Raw genomic sequence first — 19506 nt, 5'->3', positions numbered from 1 at the left:
GCAACACGTCCCGGGGGAACCTTGGAGCATACCGGCAAAATCTCTCCTGTAAAAGTCAAGGGAGGAATTACCTGAGTTTTCGTAAAAGGAGACCCCGTTGGCATGTTTAAAGGCAGGTTTGCCGGAAACGGCCAAGCTGCCAGCATGGCAGCGACCTGGTCACCCTATTCCATGCAAAAAAAACGCCACCCGGATGGGTGGCGTTTTCATTGGCGCCATTCACCCGAAGGAGAATGGCGATGCTGGACAACACTCGACGATTAGAAGTCGTAGGTGATGCCGAAGCGGGCGTAGCGCGGCGTGGTCTGGTAGAGCGCCGTGCGGTAGTTCGGATCGACAGCGCCGGTACGGCCCGCCTGCGGGTACGTCGCCAGACGCTCACGGGTGTTGAGCACGTTGAACACCGTGACGTTGAAGGCCAGCTTCTTGTCAGCCCACATCGGACGGTACTCGGCGGTCAGGTCCACCAGGTACGTCCACGGGTTGTGACCTGCTGCACCCGGAGGCGACGGCTGGCCGTAGCAGTAGTGATAGTAAGACTGGTAGCCCGTCGGATCCGTCTGCCCGGCACCGAAATAGCCGAGGCAAGACTTGGGCGCGCCCGAGGCAGCTGTGAAGTTGCCTGACAGCATCCACTCGTCGGCAATCTGGTACGAGCCGTAAGCCTTCAGGACATGGCGGCGGCTGTTGGACAGTTCACCGTTGGAGTACTGCATCAACTCCGGCAGATCCCAGTCGACCGTCGCGGACACGTCAGACTGACCGATATCCGAGCGCACCTGGCCTTCGGAATTACCGTAGCTCTTCGAGTACAGGTAATCCACCTTTCCGTACCACTTACCATCGAACGGGTGCTCGAGGTACATCTCAAGCCCGTAGTAGTTGCGCTTCAGCTGCGGGAAGCCGAAGTCAGCATTGGAGATGTGCGCGGTGTAGTAGCCGCCGTTGAGGTTGGGAACCTTGAAGTCGGCCGCGCGACCCGGGTTGAACAGGTAGCTGCCCTGGACCGGACCGATGGTCGCCGGATCCACACCCTGGCGGGCCAGCGCGCTGTAGATAGCATCCGCGCCACCGGTATCGTCGATCGCATTCTTCAGCTTACGCACGGTGGCCTTCGCACCGTAGACCCACTTGTCGCCCAGCGTTTTGTCGAAGCCGAGAATGAACTCGTCCTGGTATTCCGACTGGAGGTTCGTGGCAGCCGCCGTCTTCGGGTCACGCGGGAAGCCGTATTCGCGATTGCTCGAGATCGGGCCGCCGGTCGCCGTAGCGATAGGCGTCAGGCCCGACGGGATGCCATTGGCATCGATCGACGTATAGGTGTAGTACTCGCGAGTAAAGAGCGACTGGCCAGCCGAACGCAGCGCCACGCTTGCCGGCATCGCCAGGTAGTAGCGACCTGCGTTCGCATAGATCTTCAGGCTGGAATCGCCATTGACGTCCCAGGTCGCGCCGATACGCGGCGCCCACTGCGGACTGGTCAGACGCAGGTAAGGCTGGCTGACGCCGTTGTAGTTGGTGAACTGGTCGTTGCGGATACCGACCTTGAGCAACCAACGGTCGTTGATCTGCCAGGAGTCTTCGAGGTACTGCGCACGCTGCTTCACGCGCACCGAGGCGCGAGCGTCGTACTTGTATTGATCAACGAAGTAACCCTGGCCACCTGCGGGACCCACGTAGCTATCGCTACCCGGCGAACCGGCGATCGGCGTGACGCCGTCAGTCGCCTTGCCGTATTCCCACGCATAACCCGGACCCGAAGTGCCCAGGCCGTCGTTGCTGTCGCGGACGTCCTGGTTGTCGATACCACCGGTGATCGTGTGATCGCCCACGTGGTAGCTCAGGTCGATACGGAGGTTGGTATTGGTCGACTTGTGCTGCGGATCATAGACGCGCGTGCTGGGATTGTCGTTCGACACGCCGTTCGCGATCGTCGGGTCCTGCTGGTTCGGGGTGATGATGTGCGGCAGCTGGGTCTGCGGCACCTGGCTGTAATACGTGCCGTGCATCTTGCCGTACTGAGCCGTCAGCGTCAGATCATCGGTGATGTAGCTGGTGTACTTGGCTGTGTAGAGATCCGCGCCGGTCTTGTTCAGCGGATTACCCGACGTGTCCTTGCCCACGAGCGAGCCGCGGCTTAGATCGCTGTAGTCGAAGTTATAGACGTTGGCGTCGTAGTTCTGCTTATTGGATGCGCCGGTGACTTCAAGGATATTGCTGTCGTTGATGTTCCAGTCCAGCTTGCCGTAGAACTTCGGGTTCCGGTAGGAACGGTCGTAGTAGTTCGGGGAATCCTGGCTGGTGTAACGATCCTGGTTCACCTTCTCCTGCTCGGCGGCGAGGAAGATGTACAGCTTGTCCTTGATCAGCGGGCCGCCCACGTAGGCCGACTCGACCGTACGCATCTGGGTGTCTTTCTTGTTGTAGTTGTAGATCTCACCCGCGGTGGTGGTCGGACCATTGATCATGTAGTGATCGTTGCCCGGGGTCGAGCGAGTGCCGCGCGGCTCCCACAGTACCTGCGCACCGAAATGCCATTCATTGGTACCGCGCTTGCCGACCTGGCTGATCACGCCACCGGCCGAACGGCCGTAAGCTGCGCCGTAGCCACCGGCCAGCACTTCCTGCTGATCGATCGCGCCATACGGCAGGCTGATGCCGCCGAAACCACTGATGGGATCGGTCGTGTTGAAACCGTTGATGTAGTACGCGTTCTCGGTGACCGAGCCGCCGCCGATCGAGACCAGGGCATTGCCGGTGGGACCCGAGAAATAGCCGCTGCCTGCGACGGCACCCGGAGCCAGAAGCGCGATAGCTTCGGCGGTGCGCGCCAGCGGGAGCTTGGCCAGCTGTTCGGAGGTGATGACGGTGCGCGAGTCGACGGTCGAGACGTCGACCGGCGGCAGGCTGTTCGCCGTGACGGTGACCGAATCGAGCGACTGGGCGCTGGCGGAGGTCGTGGCGGCGTTGAACGACACGTCCGAACCCTTGCCGACCGTCAGGCTGACATTCTTGCGCGAATCGACGACGGCGCCATTGCGCTTGAGGTCGACCTGGTAGCTGCCGACCGGCAGGTTGTTGAACTGGTAGCGGCCAGCCGCGTCGACCGGCACTTCGCGGGTGATACCCGTCGAGCCGCTGATCTGCACGGAGTCGCCCGGCTGGGCGCCCGAACCGAAGATGTTACCGGTGGTGGACTGCGCGAGAACGGCACCAGTGCCGCCCAGGCTGAGCGCCAGCGCAAGCGCCAGCGACGAACGACGCAGGACGGAAGCCTGCCGGATGCTGCGAGAACTCATTGCAAATCTCCCCAGATCGACCCTAACAGGGCCCAAAAAAACGAGCAAAACCGACCAAAGGCCGGAAAAAATGGCCTTGTCCGTCGCTCGGATCCGAGGGGTGGATACCAGCGTCCTACTCCTCCCAGAGAGAACGCCAACCCCTGACCAGCTTCTGACAAGCCCTGACGAAGAACCCACCCTTCGCCTTTCGCGGTTCACGAAAGGGTCAGTCAGGTATCGCCGATGCCGAACATAGGCGTGACCCGACTGCCGTGTCAACAAATTATTTACACGGGCTAGGTGTTTTTCCTAGTGCGGAACTCGTTCAGGTATGGCTGCCAACTCGCGGAAATCAGGGGATTTTTGCTTGAGAAATAAACAGTTCCGAAAAAAAAGCCCTCATCCGGGAGGCGGAAGAAGGCGATCTGGGGAGCACGTTTCCTTACCGTCGGGGGGCAAAGCCTTGCCCCCCGCGGTCTTTTTCTTGTTGTGCGATACGCGGCGCGCTATCAGAAGTCGTAGCTGATGCCGAAGCGAGCGTAACGCGGCGTGGTCTGGTAGATGGGAACGCCGTACCGCGGGTTCAGCTGCTGCGTGGTGCCGTGCAGCGGGTAAACCTGCGTTTCCTTGCGCTGGTTCAGCAGGTTGAACACCGTGACGTTGAAGGCCAGCTTCTTGTCGGCCCATTCCGGACGGTATTCCAGACTGCCCGTGACGATGTAGGTCCAGGGATTGTGGCCCGCTTCACCCGGGGGCGACGGCTGACCGTCGCACCAGTGGTAGTAGGAGCCGTAGCCGAGGTTCGGGTTCGTCTGGTTCGGGCCGTAGAAGCCGAGGCAGCTCTTCGGTGCGCCCGAGGCGATGTTGATGTTCGCGGCAACCAGCCATTCCGGCGCCAGCTGGTACGAACCGTAGGCCTTGAACTGGTGCTTGCGGCTGTTGGCCAGTTCGCCGTTGGCGTACTGCATGACTTCGGCGTAATCCCAATCGACCGTCGCCGAGACCGTGTCCTGACGGATGTCCGAACGGACCTGGCCTTCCGAGTTGCCGTAGCTCTTCGAGTAGACGTAGTCGAAGCGGACCTGGTACTTGCCGTCCCAGGCATGGTCCAGGTACATCTCGAGACCGTAGTAGCTGCGCTTGTTGTGCGGGAAGCCGAAGTCCTGGTTGTTCATGTCGACGCTGTAGAAGCCGCCGTTGGTGTTCGGCACCAGGAAGGTGTTGGCACGGCCCGGGTTGAACAGGTAGCTGCCCTGGATGGCGCCGATGGTGTTCGGATCGATACCCGAACGGATCATCTTGGCCTCGATCGCACTGCTGTCGCCGACATCGTCGATCGAGTTACGCAGCTTGCGCACGGTGGCCTTGGCACCGTAGGTCCACTTGTCCGTCAGCGCGGCGTCGAAGCCGAGGATGAACTCGTCCTGGTACTGCGACTTGATGTTGGTGGCGGCGGCGGTGGCCGGATCGCGCGGGATGCCGTACTCGCGGTTGGCCGAGATCGGGCCGCCCGTGCTGCTGGCGATCGGCGTCAGGCCCGACGGAATACCGTTGGCGTCGATGCCCGTGTAGTTGAAGTACTCGCGGGTGTAGAGCGAGGCACCGGCGGAACGCAGCGCGACGGTCGCCGGCAACGCGAGGTAGTAGCGACCCGCGTTGGCGTAGATCTTCAGGCTGGAGTCGCCGTTGACGTCCCAGGTGGCGCCCAGACGCGGGGCCCACTGCGGCGTGGTCAGGCGCAGGTACGGCTGGCCGTCCTGGTTGTAGTTGGTGAACTGATCGTTCCGCAGGCCCAGCTTCAACATCCAGCGATCGTTGACCTGCCAGGTGTCCTCGATGTACTGCGCACGCTGCGTGGTGCGAACCGACGCGGCGGTGCTGTAGACGTAACGCGCGACGTAGTAACCACGACCACCCGGGGGAGCGACATAGGCGTCGTCGGTCGGCAGCGTGCCGATGATGGGCGTGCCCGCGTCGGTGTTCAGGTACTCCCAGGCGTAACCCGGACCCGTCGTGCTCTGGCCGTCATCGTTATCGGCCACTTTCTGGTTATCCAGACCGGCCACGATGGTGTGGTCGCCGATGTGATAGCTCAGGTCGACACGGAAGTTCGTGTTGGTCGAGGTATGGTTCGGATTGTTGGTCTGCGCCGCCGGGTTGGCGTTGCTGATCGCGGCACCGCCGGTGATCAGCGGATCCTGGTTGGTCGCCGTGATGATCGACGGCAGGGACTGATCGCCACCCTCGGCGGTGTAGTACGTGCCCTTCATCTTGCCGTACAGCGCGGTCAGGGTAAGGTCATCGGTGATGTAGCTGGTGAACTTGGCGGTGTACAGATTCGCACCCGACTTGTTCAGCGGCGCGCCGGCGGTGTCCTTGCCGGTGTATGCACCCTTCTGCTGGGTCGCGTAGCTGTAGCTGTAGATCGACGCGTCGTAATCCTGCTTGTTGGACGCACCGGTCACTTCGAGGATGTTGCTGTCGTTGATGTTCCAGTCGACCTTGCCGTAGATCTTCGGGTTACGGTAGGACTGCTGGTACACGAACGGCGACGCGATGCTGGTCGTCTGGTTGCCCTCGCGGCGCTCCTGCTCGGCGGCAAGGAAGATGTACAGCTTGTCCTTGATCAGCGGGCCACCGGCGTACGCGGAGTACGTCGTGCGCCAGTTCTTGTCGTTGCGGTTGTCGTCGTACAGCGCGCCGGCCTGCGCACCGACCTGGCGGTAGTAGTTGATCGGGTCGGCCTTGGTGCCCTTCGGCTCCCAGAGCACCTGGCCACCGAAGTGCCATTCGTTGGTGCCGCGCTTGCCGACCTGGCTGATCACGCCGCCGGACGAACGACCATACGCCGCGCCGTAACCGCCGGCGAGAATTTCCTGCTGGTCGATGGCGCCGTACGGCAGGGTGATACCACCGAAGCCGCTGAGCGGGTCGGTGGTGTTGAAACCGTTGATGTAGTACGCGTTCTCGGTGACGGCGCTGCCGGCGATCGAGACGAGGGCGTTACCGGTCGGGCCGACGAAGAACGAGCTGCCGCTCACGGCGCCCGGCGCCAGCAGCGCGATGGCTTCGGCGGTACGCGCCAGCGGCAGCTTGTTCAGCTGCTCGGAGGTAATGACGGTGCGCGAGTCGACCGCGCTGACGTCGATCGACGGCAGGGCGTTGGCCGAGACAGTCACGCCTTCCAGGCTGGTCGAAGCCGAGGTGCCGGAAGCGGCGGCGGCGTCGAAGGCCACTTCGGTACCGGCGCCGACGCGCAGGGAGACGTTGGAACGCGAATCGACGGCGGCACCGTCCTTGTTCAGCGTCACCTTGTAGCTACCCAGCGGCAGCGACGTGATGGTGTAGCGACCAGCGGCATCCACGGCGACGGTGCGGGTTACACCCGTCTCGTTGGTGGCGGTCACGGTCTGGCCCGCACCTGCCGGCACCTGGCCGAAGATGGAACCCGTGGTGGACTGTGCGAAGGCGGCACCGGACACGGTACCCAGGCCGATGGCGAGGGCCAGTGCGGTGCGACGTCCCATCATGGCGGCGCGGTTGTGGCGCGAATTCATCTTGCATCTCCCCGATTAAAAATTCCGTCAGCGCGATAAGTCGCGTCGAGCGGCAAGCCGACCCCGGCCCGGCTCGCGCCAGGCTTCTGAGAGATCGGAGGCTGAAAAAAATCCCCTTTCAACAGCAGAGCCCCCTACTAAGGACCCTGCACCCCGAAGCGCCACTGTCGTGGCTTGGCATTAGGTATATCCAAAGCTGTCATCGCTACGCAATACGAAAATCTCACGGAAAATTTACGTAGCTAGACAGCTATTCCCATAGCAAGTGATGGGCAACGCAAAAAACTGCGCCGTTACAATCAGTTACATATGTGACCTTTGGGCCTTGCAAGAAAACCCTTCCTTTTTCCTAGGAATCATTCCTAGAGAAAAGTCCGGATTTGCCGGGTGTGCGCGTAGGGTTTTGCGCATTCGACCACCCCGCGACGGGTCCGACTGAGCCGATTCGCCCTATAACGCATGAAATACCGATTGCAACGTTCCGGGGATCGACGCGCACTCACCCGTGCCCTCGTACCGGCAGGCAACATCCCAAGAAAGAACAGACGGTTAGGCGCCGCCGCGATCGCACTGGCGAGTCCAGGGGCAGCGGATGGCGTTACCTAAGAAACTTCTCAGCAGAAAGGCTTTCGAAGGGAAGTTGCTGTACACCGAATACACGGTCCGCGCGTTGGATCGCGGAAGGCCGGGGGCCGATCCACTCAGACACGAGGTTCCAAGCGCATGAATTACAACTCAAGGGGCTCCGTCATGGCCGATGCGGCCGGCGAAAACGTAGAGTCCGCACGTATCGACGTCACGCCGGTCACGTCGTCGTTCGCCACCCGCGTGCGGGCAGTGATCAAGATGTCCGGCAGCGTCAGCGAGATAGCCCGACGCTGCGGCTTTTCCGAAGGCGTCGTGCGCAGCTGGCGCGACGGCAACACCGATCCATCGCGCGGGCGCTGCGTCACGATGGCCAAGACACTGGGCCTTTCCCTCGTCTGGCTCGCCGCCGGCGAAGGCCCGATGATGCTGGACGGCTCGGGCGACGATCCGCTCGCCCGTACCGACACCACGGAAAACGTGCGCGGCCGTGAAGGGCGCGAAGCGTCGGGCCCGGTGCCGTCCACGCTGGATGCCTCCCGCCTCGCGGCTGCGATGAAGCTCCTGCAGTCCGATATCGAGATGACCGGCAGCCGGTTTTCCCCCGTGCGCCATGCCGATCTGGTCGCCGAGATGTATTCCATCCTCGGTCGGTCGGGCGAAGTGGACTATGCGGATCGCATGATTGCCTTCCGTCATACGCTGATGTCGCGTGTGGCGGACGATCAGGCCACCGCCTGATCGGCGGTGAGCGATAAGTAGGCCCCCCGCCGCCAGTGGCGACGGGGGCTTGTGCGGGCTGGTATGGCTTACAGCCGCGAGATGTCCGCGATAGCGCCGAACGTAGCCTTGAGCTGGGCCAGCAGGGCGAGGCGGTTGCCACGCACCGCGGCGTTGTCGGCGTTGACCAGCACGTCGTCGAAGAACGTATCCACCGGCCCCTGCAACGCCGCCAGGCGTGCCAGCGTGCCTGTGTAATCGCCCGATGTCAGCATGCCCTTCGTCTCGGCGCGCGCCGCGTCCAGCGCGGCGTGCAGTGCGCGCTCGGCGTCGAGCTCGAAATGCGCCGGGTCCACCGTAGCGGGCACAGGCGAGGCACCGGCCTCTTCCGCCTGCTTGCGCAGGATGTTGGCCACGCGCTTGTTGGCCGCCGCCAGACTGGCCGCTTCGGGACGTCGCGCGAACTCGCCCACCGCGCGCAAGCGGCGATCGAAGTCCGGCAACGTGGCCGGGGACACCGCGATCACCGCTTCGAACTGGTCGGCCGAGAAGCCCTGGTCGGCGTAATAGCCACGCAGGCGCTCCAGCACGAAGGCCTGCACCTCGTCGCCCAGCTCGCGACGTCGGGCACCGATGTCGACAGCCGGCGGCTTGCCGTCCTTGCCGGGCTTCACGCCGGCCACCAGGGCCGCTTCGGGAACCAACTCGAAGGCTTCGCTGAGGGCGGCGCGCAGATCGATGTCGAGGCCGGCCTCGATCAGCGTGCGTGCGAGCCCGAGCGCCGCGCGGCGCAGGGCGAACGGGTCCTTGTTGCCGCTGGGCTTCAGGCCGACGGCGAAGATGCCCGCGAGAGTATCCAGGCGTTCGGCCACGGCCAGCACCTGGCCGACCTTGCCGGCAGCGATGGCATCGCCGCCGAACCGCGGCTGGTAGAAGCTGTCCAGCGCATCGGCGACATCCGCGGGCAGGCCCTGGCGCGTCGCGTAATAGCGGCCCATCACGCCCTGCAATTCGGGGAACTCGCCGACCATGCGGGTCAGCAGGTCGCACTTGGCCAGCGCGGCCGCCTGCGTGGCCTGCCCCGCGTCGACGCCGACGCGGTTGGCGATCACGCGGGCCAGTTCAGCCACGCGCACCGTCTTGTCCCACAGGCTACCCAGCGACTGCTGGTAGGTGACCGACTTGAGGCCTTCCTGGTGGTCGGCCAGCGGGGTTTTGAGATCGGCGTCCCAGAAGAACTTGGCGTCGGCGAAGCGCGGGCGGATGACGCGTTCGAAACCCTTGCGGATCTCCGCGGGATCGCGGCTTTCGATATTGGCGACACCGATGAAATGCTCGGTGAGGCGGCCGTCCTCGGCAAACACCGGCACGAACTTCTGGTTGGTCTCCATGGTGGTGACCAGCGCCTCGGGCGGCACGTCCAGGAACTCACGCTCGAACGTGCAGGCGATCGCCACCGGCCATTCGGTGAGGTTGGCGATCTCGGCCAGCAGGCCCTCGGCAAGTCGCGGCACGCCGCCGGTGGCCACCCGGGCCACCTCGTCGACCACGCGCTGGCGGCGCTCGGCCGGATCGGCGATCACGTGCGCCTGGCGCAACGTATCCAGCCAGCTGTCGGCATCGGCCACCGACACGGGCTCGGGATGGTGGAAGCGATGACCACTGCTCAGCCGCCCGCTGGACAGTCCGAGGACCTGGCCATCCACCACATCGGCGCCGTGCAGCATCAGCAAGGTGTGGACCGGGCGGACGAAGCTGTCCTCGCGGTTACCCCAGCGCATGGCCTTGGGAATCGGCAGCGCCTTGAGCGATTCGGCGACCACCTCCGGCAGCAGCGCGGCGGTGGGCTGGCCCGGCTTCACCGCACGGAAGACGAACCAGGCGCCCTTGTCGGTCTCCAGTTTTTCCAGTGCCGCCACGTCCACACCGCAGGACTGCGCGAAACCGACCAGCGCCTTGCTCGGCGCACCGTCCGCACCGAGGCTGGCGGACACGGCCGGCCCACGGCGTTCCACGGTCTGCTCCGGCTGGGCAATGGCCACATCGGGAAGATGGACGGCAAGGCGACGCGGCGAAGCGTAGGTTTTCGCGGCCTCGTAGGCGGCGGCCACGCCGCGCTTGCGCAGGCCCTCGACGATGCCCTGCGCGAAGGCACCGGCAAGGTCGTCGAGGGCCTTGGGTGGCAGCTCTTCGGTGCCCAGTTCGATCAGGAGGGGCAGGCGCTTATCGGCCATGGACGGCCTCCTTGTCGTTCTTCTTCAAGCCGGGAAACCCGAGTTTTTCGCGCTGGGCGACGTAGGCCTCGGCCACACTGCGGGCCAGCGTACGCACGCGCAGGATGTAGCGCTGGCGTTCCGTGACACTGATGGCCCGGCGTGCGTCGAGGAGGTTGAAGGCGTGGCTGGCCTTGCAGACCTGCTCGTAGGCCGGCAAAGGCAGGCCGGCCTCGATCAGCTTGGCGGCCTCGCCCTCGCACACGTCGAACCAATGGAACAGCTCGGCCACATTGGCGTGCTCGAAGTTGTAGGTGCTCTGCTCCACTTCGTTCTGGTGGAACACGTCGCCGTAGGTGACCACGCCATGCGGGGCGTTTGCCCAGACGATGTCGTAGATGCTGTCGACATTCTGCAGGTACATCACCAGGCGCTCGAGGCCGTAGGTGATCTCACCCGTGACCGGCCGGCATTCCAGGCCGCCGGCCTGCTGGAAGTAGGTGAACTGGGTGACTTCCATGCCGTTGAGCCAGACCTCCCAGCCGAGCCCCCAGGCACCCAGCGTCGGCGACTCCCAGTTGTCCTCGACAAAGCGCAGGTCGTGCACCAGCGGATCGATGCCCAGCGCCTTCAGCGAGCCGATGTACAGGTCGAGGATGTTGTCGGGGTTCGGCTTCAGCATTACCTGGTACTGGTAGTAATGCTGCAGGCGATTCGGGTTGTCGCCGTAGCGACCGTCCGTGGGCCGTCGACACGGCTGCACGTAGGCGGCCGCCCAGGGCTCTGGTCCGAGCGAGCGAAGGAAGGTCATCGGGTGGAAGGTGCCCGCGCCCACTTCGGTGTCGAGCGGCTGCACCAGCACACAGCCCTGGTCCGCCCAATAGCGGTTGAGGGTCTGGATCACGTCTTGGAAAGTGGGCGCGGACATGGTTCCCGAGTCCTTGAGAAAGCGGGCTAGTATAGCGGCGTAGTATTGAACACGGGGTTGGACCTGATGGCAGTCAATCCGCAGCACGCCGCCCTCCTGGGCCGCCGTGGCCGGCTGGAGCTCGACGAGGTGCTCGCCGCGCTCATGGTGGACGGCTATGTCAGTGCCGACGACGCCAAGCGCGTGCGCACCGGCTCCCGCAGCGGCAGATCGGCTATCGAACTGCATCCCCTGGTCGTGGTTTCCAGCGCGAAGCTGGACAACGGCCGCGACCCCGGTCGGCCGCTGAGCCTTGAGGCCCTGGTCGAGTGGCTGGCCGGCAAGGCGGACCTGCCCTACCTGAAGATCGACCCGATGAAGGTCAACGTGGCGCAGGTCACGCAGGTGGTCAGCAACGCCTACGCACAGCGCCACCGGATCCTGCCGGTCGCGGCCACCGCCAATGAAGTGACCTTCGCCACCGCGGAGCCCTTCGACACCAGCTGGGCCGACGATCTCGGCCAGATGCTCCGGCGCGACATCCGCCGCGTGGTCGCCAACCCGATCGACATCAACCGCTACCTGCTCGAGTTCTACGGCGTGCAACGCTCGATCCAGCTGGCGGTCGACGCGAAGGGCCAGGACTCTACCTCGAAGATCATCAACTTCGAGCAGCTGGTGGAACTGGGCAAGGGCGGCGAGCTGGGTGCGGACGATCGCCATGTCGTGCATATCGTCGACTGGCTGTTGCAATACGCCTTCGAGCAACGCGCCTCGGACATCCACCTCGAGCCACGCCGCGATGCCGGCCAGATGCGCTTCCGCATCGACGGCGTGATGCAGAAGGTGTTCGAGTTGCCGCCCCCGGTCATGACGGCGGTCACCGCACGCGTCAAGATCCTCTCGCGCATGGACGTCGCCGAGAAGCGCCGGCCCCAGGACGGCCGCATCAAGACGCGTTCGGCCGGCGGCCGCGAGGTGGAACTGCGTATCTCGACCATGCCGACGGCCTTCGGCGAAAAGGTGGTGATGCGCATCTTCGATCCCGACCTGGTCATGAAGGACTTCTCGCAACTGGGCTTTTCGGCCGAGGAAGACCGGGTTTGGCGCGGCATGGTGGAGCGCCCGCACGGCATCGTGCTGGTCACCGGTCCCACCGGCTCGGGCAAGACCACCACGCTCTACTCCACGCTGAAACATCTGGCCAAGCCGGAGCTCAACGTCTGCACGGTGGAAGACCCCATCGAAATGGTCTCGCCCGACCTCAACCAGATGCAGGTGCAGGCCTCGATCGACCTGGACTTCGCGGCGGGCGTGCGTACGCTGCTGCGCCAGGACCCGGACATCATCATGGTGGGCGAAATCCGCGACCTGGAAACCGCACAGATGGCCGTCCAGGCCTCGTTGACGGGCCACCTCGTGCTGTCCACGCTGCACACCAACGACTCGCCCAGCGCGGTCACCCGCCTGCTCGACCTGGGCGTGCCGCACTACCTGATCCAGTCCACGCTCAGCGGCGTGGTCGCACAGCGCCTGGTCCGTACCCTGTGCCCACACTGCAAGCAGCCGGCCGCCCAGGACCCGGACGAATGGCGCGTCGTCACGCGTGGTTGGGACATCCCGCTGCCGGAGCGCGTGTTCGCGCCCGTGGGTTGCCTGGAATGCCGCAAGACCGGGTTCCTGGGCCGCACCGGCGTCTACGAGATGATGCCGATGACCGGACGCCTGCGCAGCCTGATTTCCGCGGAACTCGACCTGGGCCGTTTCGGCGCGGCCGCCCTGCGCGAGGGCATGAAGCCCCTGCGGATTTCCGCCGCGGCACAGGTCGCCGCCGGCATCACCACCGTGCGCGAAGTGCTCAACGTCCTCCCCCCCAGCGACATCGAAGATACGTCCAACTCATGAAGCCCTTGATCATCGTCCGCACCGGCCGCGCGCCCGACGTCATCAGCGCGCGCCATGGTGATTTCCCCCGCTGGTTCCAGCTCGGCCTGCGCCTGCGCCCGTCCCATATCCGCGTCGTTGATGCGGAAAAGGGCGAGGCCTTGCCGGACCCTCGCGACATCGCGGGTGCGGTGCTGACCGGTTCCGCATCGATGGTGACGGAGAAGCTGCCATGGAGCGAGCGCGCGGCCGGCTGGATTCGCAACGCCATGGACGTGGAATTGCCGCTGCTGGGTGTCTGTTACGGGCACCAGCTGATGTCGCATGCGCTGGGTGGGCGCGTCGACTACCTCCCCGGCGGCCGCGAGATGGGCACGATTCCCCTTACCTTGCGCGGCGAGGTGCAAGGCGACCCGCTCGCCGCGGCGCTGCCCAAGACCTTCGCGGCCCATGCTACGCACGAACAGAGCGTGCTGGAGCTACCGCGCGGCGCCGTCTCGCTAGCGGGATCCCAACGCGATCCGCACCATCTCGTCCGCTATGGCAGGCACGCCGCCAGCATGCAGTTCCACCCTGAGTTTTCGACCGAGGTCATGCGCGCCTATATCCGCCGACGCCACGATGTCCTCGACCAGGAAGGCCTCGCGCCGGCGCAGATGCTGGCGGCCGTGGTGCCCACGCCGCATGCGACGCGATTGCTGCGCGGCTTCGTACGCGAACACCTGCACGCATCGCGAGCGGAAGAGGAAACCTCAGTTACGTAAGCGACGAACGATGGCACCACGCGAGACGAACGCAAACACGATGCCGAAAAGGAAGCCGCCGATGTGGGTCCACCAGACCACCGCACCGTAGCTGGCGCCGGCATAGCTGAAAAGCAGCTGCACCAGCGCCCAGATGCCGATCAGCAGAAACGCGGGTACGCGGACGAACTCGAGGAACAGACCCAGCGGCAGCACGAGCCCTAGCTTGGCGCGAGGGAACAGCGTGACGTAGGCGCCGACCACGGCCGACACCGCACCGCTGCAGCCGATGATCGCCACGCGTGCGCCGGTGAGCGAGATGGCGCCGATCAGGTTCGCGACCACACCGCCGAGCAGGAACAACAGCAGGAAGCGCGGCGAACCGAGGCTGCGCTCGGCGGGTAGGCTGAAGATCACCAGGAACAGCAGGTTGCTGACTAGGTGCAGCCAGCCGCCGTGGATGAATGTCGCCGTCAGCAGCCGCAGCAGGGCGGGATCGCTGATCTGCTGCCACAGCGGCAAGCCTGTACCGAACAGGTGTGCCGGGACCGTCCCCCAGTGCCGCATGATCAACGTACGTTCGTCCCGGCCGGCCAGTGCCAGGCCCACGAAGCTGACGACGCAGACCACGACGATCAGTATCGTCGCCCAGCACAGGCGCGACCGCCGACGTGTGTCCACGTGGACGAACATGGTCAAGGAATGCCGCGGGCGAGATGCGGACCTTCGGTTTCGAGCGACGACAGGGCGAACATGGTCTCCGGGCCGACGACACCGTCGGCGGCGATACCAAAGCGCTGCTGCACCGCGAGCACGCGTGCCTGCACGCCGCGATCGAACGTGGTGGGTGCCGCCGTACCCTCCGGCGGCAGGTGGGTCAACAGCCAACCTACGCCCGCGCCCGTGTCACCCCGGGAAAGCTTCGCAGGCATGGACGGGTCGGTGCGGAAGACCGCATAGAAACGACCGTTCCACACGCGTTCGAAGACATCTCGCGTCAGTTCGACGTATTTGCCTCCGAGATACAGGCGTACATCCTCATCGCCTGCGCCTACGAGAAGGACTTCCTGGCGCCCATGCGCTTCGTCGAGCTCGAGCAGCAGCGGGCGATCGAAACGGCGGAGTTGATCCAGTGAGCCGCGTCCACTGACGCAGGCAAAACCGGGGAAGATCACGGCGTCGCAGGCCATGGCGGTAGTGACCGAGGTCTCTTTCGAGGTGACCTGCCAGCGCGCCAGTAGCTCGCTCCATACACGCAGTTTGCCCACATCGGGCGCGGGCAAGGCGTCACGGAATTTCTCCAGGGCCTGCTCGGGCGTGGCCGTCACCAGGTTCTTTGGGCGAGACGGGCTGCGGCCCGACAGGAACCAGGTAGTGAGACCGCCCACGAACAGGACGGCGAGGATCGCACCGGCCACGAGGATGGCTTTCCGGTAACGGCGCAGCCAGTAACGCGCGTGCTGTGGAAGGACCTCTCGCGAGACGAAACCGAGCGCTCGCTCGCCGATCGAACGTTCGCCACGCTCGGCAGCCCGCTCCAGGGCACGCTGAGCCAGGGCACTGAGCCGCCGGGGATTGCCTTTCCCGTCGTCGCGCAAGCTGCGCAGGCCCAGCCGGCTGAACGGCATGTTGGAAGCACCCGCTACGTGCAGACGATGACGTACATACCGCTCGCTTTCCTCGGCCGTCAACGGCACCAGCGTCAGGCGGCTGGTCACCCGCGCCATGAGGGCGGCAACCTGCGGACCGGCACGCCGTTCGTCGGCGCCGGGCAGGCCAACCAGCACCAGGTGGAAGGGTGTGCCAGCCTGTTCGCAGGCGGCATGCAGGTGCTCTACCGCGGCGAGCATGCCGTCCGGCATGCGATGGATGTCGTCCAGGATCAGCAGGAAGCGCCGGCTGACATGTTGCAGCAAGCGACCCAGGCCAGCGGCCAGTCCGTCGACAAGATGAGCTTCGGTGTTGGCCTCGGCGCTGAGTGGAAGCGGCAGACCGAATCCCGCGTACATGGAGCGAAGCCAGGCGATCGTGCCCAGCGCGTAGTCGTCGGCACCATGGCGAACGGCTTTCACGCCGTGGTTGGGCGCATCGGCTTCGATGAGCACGCAAAGAAGGCTCTTGCCGACGCCGGCGTCCCCGGTAATGAGGGTAATGCTGGTGTCCGTGGAAACCAGCTGGTATTCGACATGCGCGAGGGCATCGCGTTCGCGCGCAAACAGACATGCGAAACGCGCATCCGGTGCATCGCCGAACGGAGGCTCACGCAGCCCGAAGGTTTGTAGATACATGGTGCCTAATGTAGCTGATCGCCCGGCATGGGTGATCGGGTCATCAGACATGATTTCAAAGGAAATTAAGCAAGAAAAAACCCGCCACGATTGCTCGTAGCGGGTTTTTAGGGATAAAGCCCGTGGCGTTGACCTGTTGCGGGTCGTGCCCTATGGGCACGCCAGCGAAGGTTCGACAAAGACGAAGGCCTCCCCAATGGGGAGGCCTTCTAGATAAAGCCCCTGGCGGTGACCTACTCTTGCATGGCTTGAGCCACACTACCATCGGCGCATGCGCGTTTCACTTCTGAGTTCGGGAAGGGATCAGGTGGTACCACGCCGCTATGGCCGCCAGGGAAGGGGTGGGAGCAGCGCTTTTCGAGCGCCGGCTCCACAGAGGGTGTAAACGAGTGACAAGCGTCCGGGTTTTAATCGAACAGCGAGTTAAGAGATTAAGACGGTGAAGCGTCTTGGGGTTATATGGTCAAGCCTCACGGCTCATTAGTACACGTAAGCTCAATGCATTGCTGCACTTCCACACCGTGCCTATCAACCACCTAGTCTTGATGGTGCCTTAAGGAGAGTCTAGCTCTCGGGAGATCTCATCTTGGGGCGTGCTTCCCGCTTAGATGCTTTCAGCGGTTATCACTTCCGTTCGTAGCTACCGGGCAATGCCATGGGCATGACAACCCGAACACCAGCGGAACGTCCACTCCGGTCCTCTCGTACTAGGAGCAGCCCCCCTCAAATCTCCAACGCCCACGACAGATAGGGACCGAACTGTCTCACGACGTTCTGAACCCAGCTCGCGTACCACTTTAAATGGCGAACAGCCATACCCTTGGGACCGGCTACAGCCCCAGGATGTGATGAGCCGACATCGAGGTGCCAAACACCGCCGTCGATATGAACTCTTGGGCGGTATCAGCCTGTTATCCCCGGAGTACCTTTTATCCGTTGAGCGATGGCCCTTCCATACAGAACCACCGGATCACTAAGACCTACTTTCGTACCTGCTTGATCCGTCGATCTCGCAGTCAAGCACGCTTATGCCTTTGCACACAGTGCGCGATGTCCGACCGCGCTGAGCGTACCTTCGTGCTCCTCCGTTACTCTTTGGGAGGAGACCGCCCCAGTCAAACTACCCACCATACATGGTCCCCGATCCGGATTACGGACCTAGGTTAGAACGTCAAGCACTTCAGGGTGGTATTTCAAGGATGGCTCCACCGAAACTAGCGTCTCGGTTTCATAGCCTCCCACCTATCCTACACAGAAGAACTCAACGTTCAATGTAAAGCTATAGTAAAGGTTCACGGGGTCTTTCCGTCTTGCCGCGGGAACGCTGCATCTTCACAGCGATTTCAATTTCACTGAGTCTCGGGTGGAGACAGCGCCGCTGTCGTTACGCCATTCGTGCAGGTCGGAACTTACCCGACAAGGAATTTCGCTACCTTAGGACCGTTATAGTTACGGCCGCCGTTTACTGGGGCTTCGATCAAGAGCTTCGCCTTGCGGCTGACCCCATCAATTAACCTTCCAGCACCGGGCAGGCGTCACACCCTATACGTCCACTTTCGTGTTTGCAGAGTGCTGTGTTTTTGATAAACAGTCGCAGCGGCCAGGTTACTGCGACCCCTCGATGCTCAGTCACGCACGTGACCACACCAAGGGGCGCACCTTCTCCCGAAGTTACGGTGCCATTTTGCCTAGTTCCTTCACCCGAGTTCTCTCAAGCGCCTTGGGATTCTCACCCTGCCTACCTGTGTCGGTTTGCGGTACGGTTTTTCTACAGCTGAAGCTTAGTGGCTTTTCCTGGAAGCGTGGTGTCAGTCACTTCGTCCTCATAGGACTCGTCTCGGTGCTCGGCATAAAGATTCCCGGATTTGCCTAAGAATCATGCCTACCGCCTTTCCCCAGGACAACCAACGCCTGGTAGACCTAACCTTCTCCGTCCCCACATCGCACTGTAGAAAAGTGCAGGAATATTAACCTGCTTCCCATCGACTACGCATTTCTGCCTCGCCTTAGGGGCCGACTCACCCTGCGCCGATGAACGTTGCGCGAGGAAACCTTGGGCTTTCGGCGGGGAGGCTTTTCACCCCCCTTATCGTTACTCATGTCAGCATTCGCACTTCCGATACCTCCAGCAAGCCTTACGACTCACCTTCACAGGCCTACGGAACGCTCCTCTACCGCGTACAGATCAAAATCTGTACACCCCGAGCTTCGGTGCATAGCTTAGCCCCGTTAAATCTTCCGCGCAGACCGACTCGACCAGTGAGCTATTACGCTTTCTTTAAAGGATGGCTGCTTCTAAGCCAACCTCCTGGCTGTCTATGCCTTTCCACATCGTTTTCCACTTAGCTATGACTTTGGGACCTTAGCTGCGGGTCTGGGTTGTTTCCCTTTTCACGACGGACGTTAGCACCCGCCGTGTGTCTCCCGTGTATCACGTGTTGGTATTCGGAGTTTGCCATGGTTTGGTAAGTCTCAATGACCCCCTAGCCATAACAGTGCTCTACCCCCAACAGTGTTCGCACGAGGCGCTACCTAAATAGCTTTCGAGGAGAACCAGCTATCTCCGAGTTTGTTTAGCCTTTCACTCCGATCCTCAACTCATCCCCATCTATTGCAACAGATGTGGGTTCGGTCCTCCAGTGCGTGTTACCGCACCTTCAACCTGGTCAAGGATAGATCACTCGGTTTCGGGTCTACTGCCAGAGACTATTCGCCCTATTCAGACTCGGTTTCCCTTCGCCTCCCCTATACGGTTAAGCTTGCCACTGACAGTAAGTCGCTGACCCATTATACAAAAGGTACGCAGTCACCCTTGCGGGCTTCCACTGCTTGTACGTATACGGTTTCAGGGTCTATTTCACTCCCCTCTCCGGGGTTCTTTTCGCCTTTCCCTCACGGTACTAGTTCGCTATCGGTCAGTCAGGAGTATTTAGCCTTGGAGGATGGTCCCCCCATGTTCAGACAGGGTTTCACGTGCCCCGCCTTACTCAATTTCATGCCATGCACCCTTTCGTCTACCGGGCTATCACCGTCTACGGCCAGCTTTTCCACGCTGTTCGACTAGAATGTACGACACTTTTGGGCTAGTCCGCGTTCGCTCGTCGCTACTGACGGAATCTCGGTTGATTTCTTTTCCTCCGGGTACTTAGATATTTCAGTTCCCCGGGTTCGCTTCGTACAGCTATGTATTCACTGCACGATACCGCCTAAGCGGTGGGTTTCCCCATTCGGACATTGCCGGATCAAAGCTTGTTGCCAGCTCCCCGACACTTTTCGCAGGCTGCCACGTCCTTCATCGCCTCTGACTGCCAAGGCATCCACCGTATAC

Annotated in this window: 9 protein-coding genes and 2 rRNA genes (1 of these 11 only partly in view); 3 read left to right on the top strand and 8 right to left on the bottom strand. The window is 62.8% G+C overall.

The window, feature by feature from the left end; all coding sequences use genetic code 11:
- Positions 1–260: 260 nt before the first annotated feature.
- The gene (locus FA89_RS05735) at positions 261–3299 is read right to left on the bottom strand and encodes a TonB-dependent receptor (RefSeq protein ID WP_036139080.1); all 3039 of its coding nucleotides are present in this window, start codon (positions 3297–3299) and stop codon (positions 261–263) included.
- Positions 3300–3790: 491 nt separating this feature from the next.
- Complete coding sequence (locus tag FA89_RS05730) at positions 3791–6838, bottom strand: TonB-dependent receptor (protein ID WP_036139078.1); 3048 nt, start codon at positions 6836–6838, stop codon at positions 3791–3793.
- Between the two features lie 723 nt (positions 6839–7561).
- On the opposite strand from FA89_RS05730, the gene FA89_RS05725 reads away from it, so the two are divergent.
- Positions 7562–8164 carry a helix-turn-helix domain-containing protein gene (locus tag FA89_RS05725; protein WP_240003855.1) on the top strand — a complete coding sequence of 201 codons (603 nt, stop codon included), beginning with the start codon at positions 7562–7564 and terminating at the stop codon, positions 8162–8164.
- A 68-nt stretch (positions 8165–8232) separates the two neighbouring features.
- On the opposite strand, the gene glyS is transcribed toward FA89_RS05725, so the two are convergent.
- A complete protein-coding gene (gene glyS, locus FA89_RS05720) occupies positions 8233–10377 on the bottom strand; it encodes a glycine--tRNA ligase subunit beta (RefSeq protein ID WP_036139076.1) in 2145 nt (714 codons plus the stop codon).
- Positions 10367–11284 (bottom strand): glycine--tRNA ligase subunit alpha, encoded by a 918-nt coding sequence (gene glyQ / locus FA89_RS05715; protein WP_036139073.1) that lies wholly within the window; start codon positions 11282–11284, stop codon positions 10367–10369. The genes glyS and glyQ overlap by 11 nt, the downstream gene beginning before the upstream one ends.
- 66 nt (positions 11285–11350) lie before the next feature.
- On the opposite strand from glyQ, the gene FA89_RS05710 reads away from it, so the two are divergent.
- Together FA89_RS05710 and FA89_RS05705 are read left to right on the top strand one after the other, a co-directional pair.
- Entirely contained in the window at positions 11351–13168 is a 1818-nt protein-coding gene (locus FA89_RS05710) for a GspE/PulE family protein (protein ID WP_036143754.1), read from the top strand.
- Positions 13165–13911 carry a glutamine amidotransferase gene (locus tag FA89_RS05705; RefSeq protein ID WP_036139069.1) on the top strand — a complete coding sequence of 249 codons (747 nt, stop codon included), beginning with the start codon at positions 13165–13167 and terminating at the stop codon, positions 13909–13911. Before FA89_RS05710 ends, FA89_RS05705 begins: the two co-directional genes overlap by 4 nt.
- Here the strand turns inward: FA89_RS05705 and FA89_RS05700 are convergent.
- The 4 genes from FA89_RS05700 to FA89_RS05685 all read right to left on the bottom strand — a co-directional run.
- Positions 13900–14583 carry a rhomboid family intramembrane serine protease gene (locus FA89_RS05700; protein ID WP_036139067.1) on the bottom strand — a complete coding sequence of 228 codons (684 nt, stop codon included), beginning with the start codon at positions 14581–14583 and terminating at the stop codon, positions 13900–13902. The genes FA89_RS05705 and FA89_RS05700 overlap by 12 nt on opposite strands.
- 2 nt (positions 14584–14585) lie before the next feature.
- The gene (locus FA89_RS05695; RefSeq protein WP_036139064.1) at positions 14586–16178 is read right to left on the bottom strand and encodes an ExeA family protein; all 1593 of its coding nucleotides are present in this window, start codon (positions 16176–16178) and stop codon (positions 14586–14588) included.
- 220 nt (positions 16179–16398) lie between these two features.
- Positions 16399–16513: ribosomal RNA gene (gene rrf / locus FA89_RS05690) — 5S ribosomal RNA — on the bottom strand.
- A 124-nt stretch (positions 16514–16637) separates the two neighbouring features.
- A 23S ribosomal RNA gene (locus FA89_RS05685) occupies positions 16638–19506 on the bottom strand (it continues 16 nt past the right edge of the window).

Origin of the sequence: Luteibacter sp. 9135, from assembly GCF_000745005.1 — a bacterium.
Taxonomy (GTDB): Bacteria; Pseudomonadota; Gammaproteobacteria; order Xanthomonadales; family Rhodanobacteraceae; genus Luteibacter.
Note: the sequence above shows the minus strand (reverse complement) of the source record. Positions and strands in the feature narration are given on the sequence as shown.